This is a genomic window from Actinomadura sp. 6N118, assembly GCF_044326415.1.
Lineage (GTDB): Bacteria > Actinomycetota > Actinomycetes > Streptosporangiales > Streptosporangiaceae > Spirillospora.
The window spans coordinates 188,198-204,649 of sequence record NZ_JBIRAZ010000004.1 but is presented as its reverse complement, the minus strand read 5'-3'; the positions used below and the strand labels follow the sequence as shown (position 1 = coordinate 204,649).

General features: G+C 71.3%; 16 protein-coding genes. 12 read left to right on the top strand and 4 right to left on the bottom strand.

What is annotated here, in order from left to right:
* The first annotated feature begins 6 nt into the window (after positions 1 to 6).
* Entirely contained in the window at positions 7 to 489 is a 483-nt protein-coding gene (locus ACH34W_RS11770; RefSeq protein WP_395960831.1) for a DUF3291 domain-containing protein, read from the top strand.
* A gap of 34 nt (positions 490 to 523) precedes the next feature.
* Here ACH34W_RS11770 and ACH34W_RS11765 read toward each other — a convergent pair whose 3' ends face one another.
* Positions 524 to 1,606, bottom strand: coding sequence for a DUF3866 family protein (locus ACH34W_RS11765; RefSeq protein WP_395960830.1), 1,083 nt, complete (start codon positions 1,604 to 1,606; stop codon positions 524 to 526).
* A gap of 61 nt (positions 1,607 to 1,667) precedes the next feature.
* Between ACH34W_RS11765 and ACH34W_RS11760 the strand changes: the two genes are divergently transcribed.
* From ACH34W_RS11760 to ACH34W_RS11720, 9 genes are all read left to right on the top strand, one after another.
* A complete protein-coding gene (locus ACH34W_RS11760; protein ID WP_395960829.1) occupies positions 1,668 to 2,636 on the top strand; it encodes a helix-turn-helix transcriptional regulator in 969 nt (322 codons plus the stop codon).
* On the top strand, positions 2,633 to 3,661 hold the full coding sequence (locus tag ACH34W_RS11755; protein ID WP_395960828.1) for a helix-turn-helix transcriptional regulator: 1,029 nt from the start codon (positions 2,633 to 2,635) through the stop codon (positions 3,659 to 3,661). Before ACH34W_RS11760 ends, ACH34W_RS11755 begins: the two co-directional genes overlap by 4 nt.
* Before the next feature lie 82 nt (positions 3,662 to 3,743).
* Positions 3,744 to 3,965: a hypothetical protein gene (locus ACH34W_RS11750; protein WP_395960827.1), complete on the top strand. Its 222-nt coding sequence runs from the start codon at positions 3,744 to 3,746 to the stop codon at positions 3,963 to 3,965.
* A 28-nt stretch (positions 3,966 to 3,993) separates the two neighbouring features.
* Positions 3,994 to 4,377 carry a Sec-independent protein translocase subunit TatA gene (gene tatA, locus ACH34W_RS11745; RefSeq protein WP_395960826.1) on the top strand — a complete coding sequence of 128 codons (384 nt, stop codon included), beginning with the start codon at positions 3,994 to 3,996 and terminating at the stop codon, positions 4,375 to 4,377.
* A gap of 52 nt (positions 4,378 to 4,429) precedes the next feature.
* Positions 4,430 to 5,302, top strand: a complete 873-nt coding sequence (gene tatC / locus ACH34W_RS11740) for a twin-arginine translocase subunit TatC (RefSeq protein WP_395960825.1) — start codon at positions 4,430 to 4,432, stop codon at positions 5,300 to 5,302.
* Positions 5,303 to 5,393: 91 nt separating this feature from the next.
* A complete protein-coding gene (locus ACH34W_RS11735; RefSeq protein WP_395960824.1) occupies positions 5,394 to 8,270 on the top strand; it encodes a DEAD/DEAH box helicase in 2,877 nt (958 codons plus the stop codon).
* A 308-nt stretch (positions 8,271 to 8,578) separates the two neighbouring features.
* Positions 8,579 to 8,890 carry a DUF2470 domain-containing protein gene (locus ACH34W_RS11730; protein ID WP_395960823.1) on the top strand — a complete coding sequence of 104 codons (312 nt, stop codon included), beginning with the start codon at positions 8,579 to 8,581 and terminating at the stop codon, positions 8,888 to 8,890.
* Between the two features lie 149 nt (positions 8,891 to 9,039).
* Positions 9,040 to 9,705 (top strand): heme oxygenase (biliverdin-producing), encoded by a 666-nt coding sequence (locus ACH34W_RS11725; protein ID WP_395960822.1) that lies wholly within the window; start codon positions 9,040 to 9,042, stop codon positions 9,703 to 9,705.
* A gap of 95 nt (positions 9,706 to 9,800) precedes the next feature.
* Positions 9,801 to 9,992, top strand: a complete 192-nt coding sequence (locus tag ACH34W_RS11720) for a hypothetical protein (RefSeq protein WP_395960821.1) — start codon at positions 9,801 to 9,803, stop codon at positions 9,990 to 9,992.
* A 24-nt stretch (positions 9,993 to 10,016) separates the two neighbouring features.
* Here the strand turns inward: ACH34W_RS11720 and ACH34W_RS11715 are convergent, their stop codons facing one another.
* From ACH34W_RS11715 to ACH34W_RS11705, 3 genes are all read right to left on the bottom strand, one after another.
* Positions 10,017 to 11,465, bottom strand: coding sequence for an RNB domain-containing ribonuclease (locus ACH34W_RS11715; protein WP_395960820.1), 1,449 nt, complete (start codon positions 11,463 to 11,465; stop codon positions 10,017 to 10,019).
* Positions 11,466 to 11,554: 89 nt separating this feature from the next.
* The gene (locus tag ACH34W_RS11710; RefSeq protein ID WP_395960819.1) at positions 11,555 to 12,325 is read right to left on the bottom strand and encodes a Crp/Fnr family transcriptional regulator; all 771 of its coding nucleotides are present in this window, start codon (positions 12,323 to 12,325) and stop codon (positions 11,555 to 11,557) included.
* 461 nt (positions 12,326 to 12,786) lie between these two features.
* Entirely contained in the window at positions 12,787 to 13,707 is a 921-nt protein-coding gene (locus ACH34W_RS11705; protein WP_395961174.1) for a 5'-3' exonuclease H3TH domain-containing protein, read from the bottom strand.
* A 145-nt stretch (positions 13,708 to 13,852) separates the two neighbouring features.
* On the opposite strand from ACH34W_RS11705, the gene ACH34W_RS11700 reads away from it, so the two are divergent.
* Positions 13,853 to 14,962 carry a M24 family metallopeptidase gene (locus ACH34W_RS11700; RefSeq protein ID WP_395960818.1) on the top strand — a complete coding sequence of 370 codons (1,110 nt, stop codon included), beginning with the start codon at positions 13,853 to 13,855 and terminating at the stop codon, positions 14,960 to 14,962.
* A gap of 268 nt (positions 14,963 to 15,230) precedes the next feature.
* Positions 15,231 to 16,421, top strand: a complete 1,191-nt coding sequence (locus tag ACH34W_RS11695; protein WP_395960817.1) for an ABC transporter ATP-binding protein — start codon at positions 15,231 to 15,233, stop codon at positions 16,419 to 16,421.
* Positions 16,422 to 16,452 lie beyond the last annotated feature (31 nt).

Below are 16,452 nucleotides of genomic sequence, written 5' to 3'. Positions count from 1 at the left end.
AGTCGCATGACTGGACATCACCCTGCTCAGTTCCATCTGGCTCAGCTCAACCTCGCCAAGCTCAAGCACCCCATCGACGACCCCCGCCTGCAGGAGTTCGTGGCGTGGCTCGAGCCGATCAACGAGATCGCCGAACGCTCACCCGGCTATGTCTGGCGTCTGGTGGGGGAGTCGGGGGTGGACGCCACCTCGATCAAGCCGCTCGGTCCCGACATCTTCGTCAACATGTCGGTGTGGGAGAGCCAGGACGCGCTCTGGGACTACGTCTACCGGAGCGGGCACCTCGACGTGCTGCGCCGGCGCGGGGAGTGGGTCGAACGGCCCACACGGCCGGAGCAGGTGCTCTGGTGGATCCCCGCCGGCCACATCCCGACGGTCGACGAGGCCCTGGAACGCCTGGAGCTGCTGCGTGCGGAGGGCCCCTCGCCGCGCGCCTTCACGTTCCGGGAGACGTTCACCCCGGCGGACCTGGAGGCCCCGGCGGCCTGAACGCCGGCGGGGCCAGGCCGACGGTGGCCAGACGTCAGGCCAGGAGGGCCGCGGTGTGGCGGCCTGCCGCCGCGGCGGTCAGGAAGTAGGAGAGGTCCTCGTCGAGCCGCCGGCCCATCGTGGACATCCGTACGCCCCAGTCCTTCTCGGCTGTGCGCAGCACGTCCTCCAGGCCCTCCACGCCCACCGGGATCAGGTCGTGGCGCTCGCCCAGCGTCGCGGCCTGCGCGGCGACCTTGGTGCCGAACTCGCCGCCGAGCTCCGGGACGACGATCTCGGCCCGGGCCAGCGCGACCCGCCCGTACGCGGTGAGGCTGTGGTGGGAGACGCCCTGGTGGCGTTCGCGCAGGTCGCCCTCGCTGACCCGCAGTGACCCGACCGGGCGGCCCGACAGGACGGCCGCCGCGTTGATCGCCTCCCCGGCCGACACGCCCGAGAATCCCCAGCGGGTGCCGGTGCCGAGGTTGCCCGGCCCCTGGGCCAGCACCACGGCGTCGGCACCGAGGACCAGCCGGGCGCCCAGCAGGCCGGTGTGGACCGTGACGGCCTCCAGATCGCCGCCGAAGGCCTGGCCCGCGGTCACCACCCCGCCGAGGACCCCGGCGTCCCGCAGCCGCCCGATCGACATGGAGAACCAGGAGGGCAGCGCGCCGCCGTCGGGCATCACGTACACGACCTTGGCGTCCGGCCAGCCGGCCAGCAGACCCGCCAGGATCGGCGGCAGCGCCGAATGCAGGTCCGCGACGATCACCGGCATCCCGTCCAGGGAGTCGGCCTCGCGCATCAGCTCGTGGTGCGGGGAGTCCTGCTCGTCGGCGCCGAGCACGGTGGCCTGGAGCGGCGTGTAGCGGGCCTTGACCAGGTGACCCGGCCCGGACGGGTCGGGCGGCAGCCGGTCGGGGATCGCGATGACCATGGCGTAGCCGCCGGTGCCCAACCCCATCGCCAAGGCCGTAGTGTTGAGCAGGACGGCGTCGCCCGGCTCCGGCCTTCCCACCAGCGCGGGATAGGCCAGCGCCCGGCGGAGGCCGTCACCCTCGACAGTGACGTCAAGCTCCACCGCCCCCGGCCATTCACGGCGGATGCCCTCTACTGTGCCTTTGCGCCATCGGATCACGCCGAAAACGGTAGCGTCCTGATCGGGAGAAGTGGCTCATTGCGGAGAGGGTGGTGGCGAAGTGTCGCGGCGCAAGACCGAGCGTCTGCTCAACCTGGTGGTCTGCCTGCTCGCCACCCGGCGTTATCTGACGGCGGAGCAGATCCGCCGGGCGGTGCCGGGCTATCCCGACTCCGACGAAGCGTTCAAGCGCATGTTCGAACGCGACAAGGAGGAATTGCGCGAGCTCGGCGTGCCCCTGGAGGTCGGCAGTGACCAGCAGGGTGGCGGCGGCGAGGAGATCGGCTATCGCATCCCCCCGCAGGCCTACGAGCTTCCCGACATCCATCTGACGCCGGACGAGGCCGCCGTGCTGGGCCTGGCCGCGCGGGTCTGGCAGCGGGCCAGCATGGCCGACGCCGCCTCGGGCGCGCTGCTGAAGCTGCGCGCGGCGGGCGTCGAGACCGACGGTTCCACCGGCCTCGGCATCGAGCCGCGGGTCGACACCGGCGATCCCGCCTTCCCGGCACTGTGGGAAGCCGTGCGGGACGGCCGTCCGGTGGCGTTCGACTACCAGGGCATCGGCCGGACCTCGGTCGCGCGCCGGCACCTGGAGCCCTGGGGGGTCGTGAGCCGCCGCGGCCGCTGGTACGCCGTCGGCCATGACCGGGACCGCGAGGAGACGCGGGTGTTCAGGCTGAGCCGCATCACCGGCGAGGTCGCCGCCGACGGGCCCGCGGGCAGCGTCACCGTGCCGCCGGGCGTGGACGTGCGCAGCATCGCGTTCACCTGGGGCGACCCGGTGGCCGAGCCGCGCCCGGCCACCGTCCGGCTGCGGACCGGCGCCGCGCAGGGCCCCCGGCAGTGGGCCAAGGACGTGCACCCGGTGGGGGAGGGCTGGGACGAGGCCGTCCTCACGTTCCGTGACGTGGACCGGTTCGCGCCCTACCTGGCCCGGTTCGCCGACGACATCGTGGTCGTCGATCCACCGGACCTGCGCGAGGCGGTCATCCAGCAGCTGAAGGCGGTCCTGGCGGGGAGCGACCAATGAGCAAGACGACACAGGGCAAAACGACGCAGGGCAAGACGAGCAGCACGACCTCCACCGACCGGCTGGGACGGCTGCTTGCTCTGGTGCCCTACGTGGTCAACCGCGACTCGGTGGCCCTCGACCAGGCCGCCGCGGCGTTCGGCGTCACCGAGAAGCAGCTGATCGACGATCTGAATCTGCTCTGGTGCGTGGAGTTGCGCGCGCCCGATCCGTACTGCCCGATCGACCTGTCCTACGAGGGCGGCGAGATCATCGTCACCGAGGCCGAGTCGATCGCCCGGCCGCTGCGGCTCAAGGTGGACGAGGCCAGCGCGCTGCTGGTGGCGCTGCGGATGCTGGCGGGCATCCCCGACCTGGAGGACCGCGACGCCCTCAGCCGCGTGATCGCCAAGCTGGAGAGCGCCGCCGGTGCCGCCGCCACGGTGAGCAGCCAGGTCTCGGTCGAGGTCGACGCCCGCGGCGACACGCTGGCCACCCTCCGGGAGGCCGTGTCCGCCGGGCGCCGGGTGCACATGAGCTACTACGTGCCCGCCCGCGACGAGAACACCGAGCGCGACGTCGACCCCATGCGGCTGCTGGTCGTGGAGGGCAACACCTACCTGGAGGGCTGGTGCCGGCGTGCCGAGGCGGTCCGGGTGTTCCGCCTCGACCGGATCCGCGACCTGACGGTGCTGGACGTGCCCGCCGAGGTACCCGACGACGCCGAGCCGATCGACGTCGACGCCGGGCTGTTCCGCCCCTCGCCGGGTGACGTGCGGGTCACCCTCGACCTGACCCCGCAGGGCCGCTGGGTCGCCGACTACTACCCCTGCGAGAGCGTCGAGGAGCTGGGGGAGGGGCGGCTGCGCATCGTCCTCCGCACGCCCGACACGCGATGGGTGCGGGGGCTCGCGCTGCGGCTGGGCGACCAGGGCCGGGTGGTGGCCCCGCCCGAGCTGGCTGCGGAGATCCGATCCGACGCGGTCCGAGCGCTCGCCCAGTACGACGCGACCGCCCGATACGACGCGACGGCCCGTACGACGTGACCACCCGATACGACGCGGCTGCACGGCACGACGCGGCCGCCCAGCACGACAAGGCGTGAGGCCTTCCGCTACCGTGACGGACGTGGCGTGGGTTCCTGTGTCGGTGGCGATGGGCTTTGTCGGCATCGCCATCCTCGCCTACTGCAGTTTCAAGGTCTACCTGGGCGTTCGCCGGCTGGGACGTGAACTCGACCGGACCCGGCGGCGGCTCGAGCCCAAACAGTCCACGCTGCAGGATGAACTTCATACACTCAGGGACGCACGAGAGACACAAGACCCCGAAGACGGCGTACGATCGACCTGAGTACCACCTGCTCTGAAAAGGATTGCGCATGCCGAACATCGGGACCCCCGAGCTGCTGATCATCTTGCTGGTCGTCGTTCTGATCTTCGGATCGGCGAAGTTGCCGCAGCTCGCGCGCTCCCTTGGCAAGTCGGCCCGGATTCTGAAGGCCGAGACCAAGGGCCTGCGGGAGGACGACGACGAGCAGTCAGACGACAAGCAGGCCTCCCAGTCCAAGGCCGCCGGCACGGCCGATGCCACCGGGCAGGACGCCGCGCGCGACCGCGCCGCCCAGCTGCGGGCCGAGGCGGCCCGTCTGGAGCGCGAGGCCGCCGCCGGGCAGGACCCCGCGCCCCGGTCGCAGAGCGCCCTTCCCTCGGGTGAGCCCATCCAGGGCGTCCCCGTGGACCCGAGCCGCACGCGCCAGTCCTGACCTCCTCCCAGCGCAAAGACGGGCCGATCCACTCCCCACGACGATGACGACGATGAGCAACCAGGCCGCCAACTCCGAAGGCCGCATGCCGCTCATGGACCACCTCCGTGAGCTGCGCAACCGTCTGATCAAGGCGATCCTCGCCCTGCTCGTCGGCACCGTGATCGGGTGGATCTTCTTTTCACCGGTCTGGGACTTCCTCAAGGAGCCCTACTGCTCCCTGCCGCAGTCCAAGGACCTCAACGGCAAGACGTGCTCGCTGGTCGTCAACGGGATCTTCTCCTCGTTCTTCCTGCGGCTGAAGATCGCCTTCATCATCGGCATGGTGATCTCCTCGCCGGTCTGGCTGTTCCAGCTGTGGGCCTTCGTGGCGCCGGGCCTGTACCGGCGGGAGCGCCGGTGGACCTACGTGTTCATGGGCGCGGCCATCCCGCTGTTCTTCGTCGGCACGGCGCTGGCCTACATCACGGTCGACAAGGGCCTGTCGATCTTCCTGGGCTTCGTCCCCGATGACGTCTCGGCGCTCATCACGGTCGACCACTACCTCGGCTACGTGCTGGCGATGTTGCTGGTCTTCGGCCTGACGTTCGAGCTGCCGCTGTTCGTGGTGATCCTCAACCTGGCCGGGGTGCTGAGCTCGTCCCGCATCCGCCGCTCCCAGCGGATGATCATTTTCGGGATCTTCGTCTTCAGCGCGGTGGCCACGCCGAGCGCCGACCCGTTCACGATGCTGGCGCTGGCACTGCCGACCGTGGTGCTGTTCGAGGTGTCGGCGTTCCTGGCCTTCGTCAACGACCGGCGCAAGGCCCGGCGGCCCGACCCCTACGAGGGTCTGTCGGACGACGAGATCTCCCCGCTCGGCCTGGAGGAGATCGACGCCGAGCTGGAGAGGGAAGAGCAGGGCCGCGGAGACCGGCGGCACTGAACGCACCCCGAACGGCACCGAACGCACCCCGAATGGCACGGAACGCATCCTGAATTGGGTATCGGGCCGGTCGAAACCGTAGGCTCGACATATGACCTCCCCCGACGCGCCGTCGGCCGATGAGAGCCCTTCAGAGCGGTACGCCGCCTTTCGCAAGCGCACCGCCGGCAACGGGCCAGCCCTGCTGGACTTCCAAACCCTCTACGACTTCGAGCTGGACCAGTTCCAGCTTGAGGCATGCCGAGCCCTGGAGAGCGGCAGCGGGGTGCTGGTCGCGGCGCCCACCGGTTCCGGCAAGACCGTGGTCGGGGAATTCGCCGTCCACCTCGCCCTGACCGGCAAGCAAAAGTGTTTCTACACCACCCCGATCAAGGCTCTGTCGAACCAGAAATACGCTGACCTGGTCAAACGCTACGGGCCTGAAAAGGTGGGGCTCCTCACCGGCGACAACAGCGTCAACGGCGAGGCGCCGATCGTCGTGATGACGACCGAGGTGCTCCGCAACATGCTCTACGCCCAGTCGCCGACGCTGGCGGGGCTGGCGTTCGTGGTCATGGACGAGGTCCACTACCTCGCCGACCGCTTCCGCGGGGCCGTCTGGGAAGAAGTGATCATCCACGTGCCGGACTCGGTGCGGATCGTGGCCCTGTCGGCGACCGTCAGCAACGCCGAGGAGTTCGGCGAGTGGCTGCGGGAAGTGCGAGGCACGGCGACACCGGACGCAGAGACACCGGACGCAGGGACACCGGACGCAGGGACACCGGACGCAGGGACACCGGACGCAGGGACACCGGACGCGGGGAGGCTGGGCGACACCGCGGTGATCGTCGACGAGCACCGGCCGGTGCCGCTGTTCCAGCACATGATGGTCGGCACCCGGCTCTACGACCTGTTCGTCGACACCGGCAAGGGCAAGGACCGGCAGGCCAAGGTCAACCCGGAGTTGCGCCGGATCTCGCTCGACGAGGTACGGCGCAACAAGGTCAACCAGGGCCGCCGGACCGGGCGGCGCCGCACCGCCCGGCCGCAGCGGTACCGCCCGCCCGCGCGCCCCGACGTGATCGAACGGCTGGACCGCGCCGGTCTGCTGCCCGCCATCACGTTCATCTTCAGCCGGGCCGGATGTGACGCCGCCGTCATGCAGTGCCTGTACGCGGGCACGCGGCTGACCTCCAAGGAGGAGGCCGAGGAGATCCGCGCCCACGTCGAGCTGCGGACCGCCGACATCGCCCCCGACGACCTGGCCATCCTCGGCTACGACGACTTCCTGGCCGGCCTTGAACGCGGCGTCGCCGCCCACCACGCCGGGATGCTCCCCACGTTCAAGGAGATCGTGGAGGAACTGTTCACGCGCGGCCTGATCAGGGCGGTGTTCGCCACCGAGACGCTGGCGCTGGGCATCAACATGCCGGCCCGCACGGTGGTGATCGAGAAGCTCGACAAGTGGAACGGCGAGGCCCACGTCGACCTGACGCCGGGGGAGTACACGCAGCTCACCGGACGCGCCGGCCGCCGCGGGATCGACGTCGAGGGCCACGCCGTCGTCCTCTGGAACCCCAGCGCCGAGCCCGGCTCGGTGGCGGGCCTGGCCAGCACCCGCACCTACCCGCTCAACTCCAGTTTCCGGCCCTCGTACAACATGGCCGTCAACCTGGTCGGCGCGGTCGGCATCGAGCGTGCCCGGACGCTGCTGGAGGAGTCGTTCGCGCAATTCCAGGCCGACCGCGCGGTCGTCGGGCTCGCCCGGCAGGTCCACAAGAACGAGGAGGCCCTGGAGGGCTACGCCAAGGCCGCCAAGTGCCACCTGGGTGACTTCATGGAGTACGCGGCGCTGCGCCGGCGCCTGTCGGACCGCGAGGCCGAGCTCGCCCGCGAGCGGTCCTCTGAGCGGCGTGCCGAGGCTGCCAGGTCCCTGGAGCACCTGCGGCCCGGCGACGTCGTCCTGGTCCCCAGCGGGCGCCGGTCGGGCGTCGCGGTGGTCCTGGATCCCGGCGTCGGTAAACGGTCCGACGGCCCGGCGCCGCTCGTGCTCACCATCAGCGGGTCGGTGCAGCGGCTGTCGATCCTGGACTTCCCGCGCCCGGTCGAGCCGATCGAGCGCGTCCGCATCCCCACGTCGTTCAGCCCGCGCAACCCGCAGGCCCGCCGCGACCTGGCGTCCACGCTGCGCAACAAGATCCCCGAGGACGCCCGGGAGCGCAGGCGCGGCGGCCGGGGCGAGTCCAAGGCGTCCGACGACGCCGAGATCACGAGGCTGCGGGCGGAGCTGCGGCAGCACCCGGTGCACGGCTGTGACGAGCGCGAGGACCACGCGCGGTGGGCCGAGCGGTACTTCCGGCTGCAGCGCGAGACCGATCAGCTGCGCCGCCGTGTCGAGGGCCGCTCGCAGGTCATCGCCCGGACGTTCGACCGGGTGTGCGCGGTGCTCCAGCAGCTCGGCTATCTCGACGGCGACGCCGTGACCGAGGAGGGACGCCGGCTCGGCCGCATCTACAACGAGCTCGACCTGCTGACGGCCGAGAGCCTGCGCGCCGGGATCTGGGAGAGGCTCGACCATGCCGAGCTGGCGGCGTGCGTGTCCGCGCTGGTGTACGAGTCGCGGCAGCCCGACGACGCCGCGCCGCCCAAGACGCCCGCCGGCGCGGCCCAGGACGCGCTGGCCGCCATGGTGGGGCTCTGGGGCGATCTCGACGCCATCGAGAAGGACAACCGGGTGTCGTTCCTGCGCGAGCCCGATCTCGGGTTCGCCTGGACCGCCTACCGGTGGGCGAAGGGCCATGACCTCGACGCGGTGCTGCTGGAGACCGACATGACCGCCGGTGACTTCGTCCGCGCGGTCAAGCAGCTCCTGGACCTGCTCGGTCAGGTCACCGACGCCGCGCCGCAGAACAGCCACATCCGCAAGACCGCGCGCCGGGCCATGGACGCCATGCGCCGGGGTGTCGTCGCCTACTCCTCGGTGACCTGACCCTCACGGAGGCATGGCCGCGGCCGTTTTGGAAAGGGACGTCCACAGAGGGATTCGACAGAGGGATTCGACACGCACAGGGCTTCCGACATGCCAAGGGGCAGAGGTGGTTGAGATGGCCGACGGATCGATGGTGGTCGGCGTGCTCCTTCTCCTCGCAGGGCTGGCCGTCCTGGTGCTGGCCGCCGTGTTCTACCTGGGGCGCCGCGACCCGCACCAGTGATGCGGCCGAGGTGGCGCGGGGGAGGTTAGGGTTGCCTTACCGCGGCGGGTCGCCGGCGCGGCACCGAGCGCGAGAGGCGGGATCCATGACCGAGGCCGACCCCTTCACCGAGGATGTGGTGGCGCAGATCATGCGGCACATGAACGAGGACCACGCCGGGGACTCGCGCATGATCGTCCAGGCGCTGGGTGGCCGGCCGGACGCCGAGTCGGCGCGGATGAGCGGGATGGACGCGGACGGCATCGACTTCGTCGCCGTGGTCGGAGGCGAGAAGGTGCCGGTGCGGGTCCCGTGGAGCGAGCGGCTGACCGAACGCATCCAGGTGCGCCGTGAGGTGGTCCGGATGACGGACGAGGCGCGCGACGTCCTCGGGCTGGCGCCGCGCGACGGCCGCTGAGGGCGCGCTGGGCCGCTTCCTATTCCGACGCCGCGTCGGTAAAGTAGCCGACGTCACGTCGGAAACTTGACGGAGGCCCTTCCGTTGAAAGTTAGGTGAGGCTAACCTAACTCTAGATCGGGTCGTGCGGGCGAGTGAAGGGGATGTGCATGGGTGCGGTCGAGCCGGACCAGGGATTCTCGGGGGCGTTGCGGACGGCGACCTGGAGCGACCACGGGGACAACGAAGGCTCGTCCTACATGAGCGCCCTGGTCGAAGGCCGGCTCGGCCAGGCGGAGTACGCGGTCCTCGTGGCGCAGCTCTACCACGTGTACGACGTCCTGGAGCAGGCCGCCGACCGGATGGCGGGCCACTCCGTGGCCGCGGCGTTCGACTTCGCGGATCTGCGCCGCCGTGCGGCCCTCCAGACTGACCTCGCGTTCTTCTACGGGCCGGACTGGGCCGAGCGGATCAGCCCCAACGAGGCCACCAGGCGCTACTGCGACCGTCTGGGCGAGGTCTGCTTCGACTGGGCGGGCGGTTTCGTCGCCCATCACTACACCCGCTATCTCGGCGACCTGTCGGGCGGCCAGTACATCGCGCGGCAGGTGGAGCGCTCCCTCGGCATCGGCGCCGGGGACGACGGGGTGCGCTTCTACCGCTTCCCGGGCAAGCCCAAGGGCTACAAGGAGCGTTACCGCGCCCTGCTCGACGCGGCGCCCTGGGACGAGCGTGAGCAGGCCCGGATCATCGCCGAGGTGAAGCTCGCCTACCGCCTGAACGCCGAGGTCACGGCCGAGCTGAGCCGCGAGCTGCACATCGAGCCCGCCGCCTGAACCTGACCGGAATCCGGCCCTGGTTTGAAGGGGCGTTTTCCGGACATCCCGGTTGTGCGTCGGGGGATACGCCCTACACGCACCGGAGGTCAACCATGCTCGCGATCGTCGCGGCGATCGTTTTCGGTATCGCCCTGCTGCTCGACCTGGCCGACTACGCGTCGGACGCCCTCAACTACCAGACCCTGATCGTGGTGGGCCTGCTGCTGCTCGCCCTCCACATGGCGGGATTCGGCACGTCCACCAGCTGGCGCGGCCGGTCCTGGTCCCGCACCCGCAGGCGGTGACGCCGCCCCGCTCGTGAAATGCCGTCAGGCCGTCCGGATGAACCGGACCTGGCGGCGTACGGGGTCGGACTCCGTCAGGCGGACCTTGACCGGGTCGCCGAGCGGCAGTCCGTCCCCGTCACAGCGGGCCAGCACGGCCGGGCTCAGCAACTGGACGACCCCGCCTGAGCCGTTGCCCGACACGTCCACCACCACCGCGTCGAACACCTCGCCGATGTGGTCGCGCAGCAACAGCGCCTCGACGAGGTCGACGCAGGCGCGGTCGACCGACGCGCTCCGCTGCAGGCTCCGCCTCATGAGGTCGGGCAGCCCGTGGAGCGCCGACCGTACCCAGCCGGGGATCTCGCTGCCCGCGGTCAGCGACAGGCAGATCTCGGCCGCGTAGCGGTCGGCGAGACGGCGCAGCGGCGCGGTCACATGCGCGTAGGGCGCCGCGACGGCGGCGTGGACGAGCGCGGCCGGGTCATCCGGCCCTGCCGCCTCCGATGCCGTCCCGTCGAAGGCGGTGTAGCCGGCGCCGCGCATCAGCCCCACGGCCTCGTGCAGGAACGCCGCGTGCCGGGAGTCGGCCGGGTCAAGGCCGCGGACGACCTCCCCGTATGAGCGGTCCTCGGGCCAGCCGATGCCGAGCGCCGTCGCGGACCTGCGCAGCCGGGAGACCGCCTCGGCCGGTGGCGGCGGCATCGTGCGCAGCAACCCGATCCCGCCGTCCAACATCAGCCCGGCGGCGGCCCTGCCGGTGAGCAGCGAGATCTGCGCGTTCCACGCCTCGCTCGGCAGCCCGCCGCGGAACGCCAGCTCCCAGCCGTCGTCGCCGCGGATCACCTCCTGCTCGGGCACCGGGAGGCTGACCCCGCCCCGTTCCGCCTCCGCCTCGAGCAGCAGGGTGCCGATCTCGGCGAGCAGCGCGAGACGCGGATCGGCGGTGGCCGCGCGCTGGGCGCCGTCGTAGTCGAGGCGCTCGCGGCTGGTCACCAGCCGCCGCCGGACGTCCACGCCGGTGATCTTGCCGTCGCCGCCCAGGTCGATCGTCCAGACGACGGCGGGCCGCTGCTGCCCGGGCAGGAGGCTGGCCGCAGCTTCCGACAGCTGCGGTGGATGCAGCGGCGCCTTGGCGTCGGGCAGATAGAGCGTCACGCCACGGGCGTGCGACTCGGCGTCGATGGCGCCGCCCGGCTGGACGAACGAGGCGACGTCGGCGATCGCGTAGTGCACGCGGTAGCCCGCTCCTCGTCGTTCCAGATGCATGGCCTGGTCGAGGTCCATCGACCCCGGCGGGTCCAGGGTGAAGAACGGCAGATCCGACGTCTCAGGCACCGGGCTGGGTGTCAGCCGCGCCGCGTGGACCGCCTCGGCCGTGACGGCGGCCGGGAAGGCACCGGGCACCGCCAGCTCCTGGCGGATGCGGTCGAGGCCTGCGCGGACCTCGCTGTCGGCCTCCTCGGAACGGAGGCGTATCGGCCGTTGGAGCACTCCACGAGCGTAGGGGACCGGCCCGGCAACGCCGGGCAAAGGACGGTGACCTTCCGGGTAAACCCGGTCGGCGTCCTCCCCGGCAGCCGTCAATGCGTACCCGAAGGGGCCGGGGTGTGCGCGAACTCCCGCAGGCCGGACAGATCGACCACGGTGATGCGGCGCCAGCCGGTGCGGACCAGCCCGTGTCCGCGCAGGTCGCTGAGGGCGCGGGCGACGGTCTCGCGGGAGGCGTCCATCCAGCTGCCCAGCTCTTCCTGCGACAGTGGCGGTGCGATGTCGATGCTGCCGTCGCGGCTCGGCGGGCATCGTTTGGCCGAGAGCTCGGCGAGGTCGGCCAGCAACAGCGCGAGCCGCTGGGTGCCTTTGGCGGAGACATGTGCCTGCAGGCGGCGGTCGGCGTCGTCCTGCCGCCGGACCAGGGTGCTGCTGACCAGCATCCACACGCGCGGGTAGGCGTCCAGGAACGCGGTGAAGCGGGCCGCGGGGACCACCAGCGCCGACAGCGGGCTCAGCGCGGTGACGGTCGCCGACCTGCGGCGGCTGCCCAGCACCGCGCTCTCGCAGACCAGGTCGCCGGGGCCGCGGACGGCCAGGACGACGTCGTGGCCGTCTTCGGTGGTCGAGGTGACCTTGGCCCAGCCGTCTTTGATGATGATGATGTGGTCGGATTCTTCGCCCTGGTAGCACAGCGGCGCGCGGGAGGCGTAGCCGCGCGGGCGGGCCACCTGGCGCAGCGCGGTGCGCTGCGTGTCGTCCAGAGCGTTCCAGAAGCCGTCCCAGGAGGAATCGGCGGCGGTGTTGTCATGCGGGGCGGCGGCGGGCGGGGTACCGCGCGGCTGGGAGTTCCTTTCGATCACCGGGGGTCCGTTTTCTGAGCGCTTCGGGGGCGGAGGCTCGCGGGTCGGGGTGGAGTCCACTCCAGTGGACAATCGGGCCATGGGGTCTGGCAAGGCTGCGCGCCGCTTTGGGCGGTCTCAGGTCTGACATTCGCGGAAACCGGTACCCGTGGCAGGTGGCGCAGCGGAGTGGGGCGGTCCACCGCAATGGCTGTGTTCGCGGAAACCGGTACCCGTGGCAGTTGGGGGGAGTGGGGCGGTGAGGCCCAGTGCCGCGGGTACCGGCCGTTCACGAGACGGCCCCGCGGACGCCGATCGGCAACATGTCCATGGCCCTCCAGCGGGGCGGTCGTTCTGCTCACCCGTCCAGCAAAACCCACCACTGATCACGATGTTGCGCCCATGGGGACACGTAGTCTGCGTCACCTGACACAGTGGACAGGCCCGGCTTGCTGCCAGGATCGGCCGGTTGTACCCGGCGGTCAGGCGCTGAGGGCGTTGAGCAGGCGGTTGACCGGGCTCTCCAGGGCCCAGCGGTCGGCGAGCTCGATGAGCGCTTCGGGGTCGCGCGGTGTGCGGGGCAGCGCGTCGTCGAGGTCGCGCAGATCGGGGGAGTCGATGTCGGTGACGACCCGGACCACGGTCTCGGCGGCGGTGAGATAGTCGCGGGCGCCCTCCAGGCGCCGCCGGGCACCGGCCGGGAATCCCTCGGCCGTGCCGGCCTCCAGGGCGGCGACGATGCCGTCGACCGAGCCGAAGCGGGTGATGAGCGCGGCGGCGGTCTTGTCGCCGATGCCCGGCACGCCCGGCAGCCCGTCGCTGGGGTCGCCGCGCAGCGTCGCGTAGTCACCGTAGCCGCGGCCCGGGATGCCGTACTTCTCGGCGACCTCCTTCTCGCCCATGATCTGGAGGTTGCGGATGCCGCGGGCGGTGTAGAGCACCAGGACCGGCCCGCGCTCGTCGACGAGCTGGAACAGGTCCCGGTCGCCGGTCACGATGTCGACGGGGCCCTGGGCGGCCCCGCGCACGGCCAGCGTGCCGATGACGTCGTCGGCCTCGTAGCCCGCCACGCCCACCCGGGCCAGCCCCACCGCGTCGAGGACCGCGTCGATGATGGGCAGCTGGACCTCGAGGGGATCGGGGGTCTGGTCGCCGCCGTCCTCGGCGACCCGGTGCGCCTTGTAGGAGGGCAGCGCCTCGACGCGGAACGCGGGCCGCCAGTCGGCGTCCATGCAGCAGACCAGGCGGTCGGGGGACCGGTCCTGCACGAGCCGGGCGATCATGTCGATCAGCCCCCGGACCGCGTTGACGGGCGTCCCGTCCGGCGCCTTGACCGATTCGGGCACCCCGAAGAAGGCGCGGAAGTACAACGACGGCGTGTCCAGCAGCATGAGCCCGCTCATGGGGCTCATCGTGCCATGTTGGGGGACCGCCGTGTCCCATTGGCGGCCGCCGCCGGGCTCGGGCCCGGCGTGGGGGAGCGCGACGGCGCTTGCCATGCTGGTCCCTGGGATCCTTGTTCGTATCCGAAGCGGAATGGAGACGGATGTGACGACGGAGTTGTATCCGCGTGAGCGGCTTGCACAGGTGCAGCAGGCGACGGCTGAGGCGGGGCTGGGAGCGCTGCTGCTGACGCCGGGCCCCGATCTGCGGTACGTGACGGGCTACAACGCGCTGCCGTTGGAGCGGCTCACGTGCCTTGTGGTGCCTTCGTCGGGCGACCCGTTCCTGGTGGTGCCCCGGCTGGAGCTGCCCGCCGCGAAAGAGTCGCCCGCCGGTGACCTGGACGTGGAACTGGTCCCGTGGGACGAGACCGACGACCCCTACGCGCTGGTGGCGGGGCGGCTGCCGGGCCAGGTGGGAACGGTGGGGCTGGCAGACCGGATGTGGGCGATGATGGTGCTCCGCTTCCGGGCCGCGATGCCCGGCGCCGAGCAGGTCCTCGCCGGGAAGGTGCTGCGGGAGCTGCGCATGCGCAAGAGCGCCGCCGAGGTCGCGGCGCTGCGTGAGGCGGGCGCCGCGATCGACCGGGTGCACCGCCGCGTGCCGGACTTCCTCAAGCCCGGCCGTACGGAACGCGAGGTCGGCCGCGACATCGCCGACGCCATCATCGCCGAAGGCCACGAGACGGTGGACTTCGTCATCGTCGGCTCCGGCCCCAACGGAGCCAATCCCCACGCGGAACTGTCGGACCGGGTGATCCGGCCGGGCGAGCCGGTCGTGGTCGACATCGGCGGGACCATGCCCAGCGGCTACTGCTCCGACTCCACCCGCAACTACTGCGTCGGGACGCCGCCGGACGGCTACCTGGCGTACTACCGGGTGCTCCGGGAGGCGCAGCAGGCGTCCTGCGACGCGGTGAAGCCGGGCGTGACGCCCGAGGCGGTCGACGCCGCCGGGCGCGAGGTGATCGCGGCGGCCGGGTACGGCGAGTACTTCATCCACCGCACCGGGCACGGCATCGGGCTGGAGTCGCACGAGGAGCCCTACATCGTCGCGGGCAACACCGAGCCGCTCGAACCGGGGATGGCGTTCTCGATCGAGCCGGGCATCTACCCGGGGGCGCACGGCGCCCGGATCGAGGACATCGTGGTGTGCACCGGGAGCGGCGCCGACCGGATGAACACCACCGACCGGGACGTGATCATCGTCGGCTGACGACGGACGCGCGGCGAGCGGCGGACGCGCGGCGAACGGGGGCGGATCAGCGCTGGTCCGCCCCCGTTGCCGTCTCTTGCCGGACCCCTGACGGCGTGTCCGGCCGCGCGGTCGCGCCGCCCCACGGGGAGATAACGATCTCTACACCAAATGTCTCAGTACGTGCTGTGCCGGTTGCGGCCCGGCTTCGCCGCGATGTACCTAAGTCCTTGTTCCGCCGGGGTTACGGACGGATGTCCCCCAGGTTGACGGACGAAGAGGAGACGCCGTGGCAGAGGTGGCCCTGACGGGCGTCGGGAAGGTCTATCCCGACGGGACCCGGGCCGTGACCGACCTGAATCTGGCCGTCGCCGACGGGGAGTTCCTCGTCCTGGTCGGGCCGTCCGGATGCGGGAAGACGACCGCGCTGCGGATGGTGGCCGGCCTGGAGGAGATATCCGAGGGCGAGGTCACGATCGGCAGCCGGGTGGTGAACCGGATCCCCTCCCGCGACCGCGACGTCGCGATGGTCTTCCAGAGCTACGCGCTCTACCCGCACCTGTCGGTGCGCGACAACATCGGGTTCGGGCTGTCGCTGCGCAAGCTGCCCAAGACCGAGATCCGCGCCAAGGTCGACCAGGCCGCGGAGATCCTCGGCCTCACCGACCACCTGGGCCGCAGGCCCCGCAACCTGTCCGGCGGCCAGCGGCAGCGGGTGGCGATGGGCCGCGCGATCGTGCGCGAGCCCCAGGCGTTCCTGATGGACGAGCCGCTGTCCAACCTGGACGCCAAGCTCCGCGTCCAGATGCGCGCCGAGATCGCCCGCATCCAGCGCGACCTCGGCGTCACCACGATCTACGTCACCCACGACCAGACCGAGGCGATGACGCTCGGCGACCGGGTCGCGGTGATGAAGAAGGGCGAGCTCCAGCAGGTGGCACCGCCACAGGAGCTCTACGACCGGCCGGCGAACCTGTTCGTCGCCGGCTTCATCGGCTCACCCGCCATGAACCTGCTTCAGGGCACGCTGGCCGGGGACGCGGCGAACCCGCGCATCGAGGTCGGCGGCCAGACGCTGACCCTGCCAGGGGAGGCGCTGGCGGACCGCGAGGGCCTCGGCGCCTACCTCGGCAAGGCCGTCGTCGTCGGGATCCGCCCTGAGGACATGGAGGACGCCGAGCTCATCGGCACCGCTGACGGCGCGCGGCTCACCTCCACCGCGGAACTGGTGGAGGCGATGGGCTCGGACGTGCTCGTGCACTTCGCGGTCGAGGCCGCTCAGGTCGTCACCGAGGACACCAAGGAGCTGGCCCGGGACGCGGGCACCGACGTGCTCGGTTCCCTGGACGCGCCGCGCACCGACATGGTCGCGCGGTTCAGCCCCCGTACCCGCGTGAAGGTCGGCGACCCGCTCGACATCCACGTGGACACCGGCCGACTGCATTTCTTCGACCCCGAGAGCGGTGCGTCGATCTGGTGATCGGCCGCACCCTCGTCCAGGAAGGAAACGA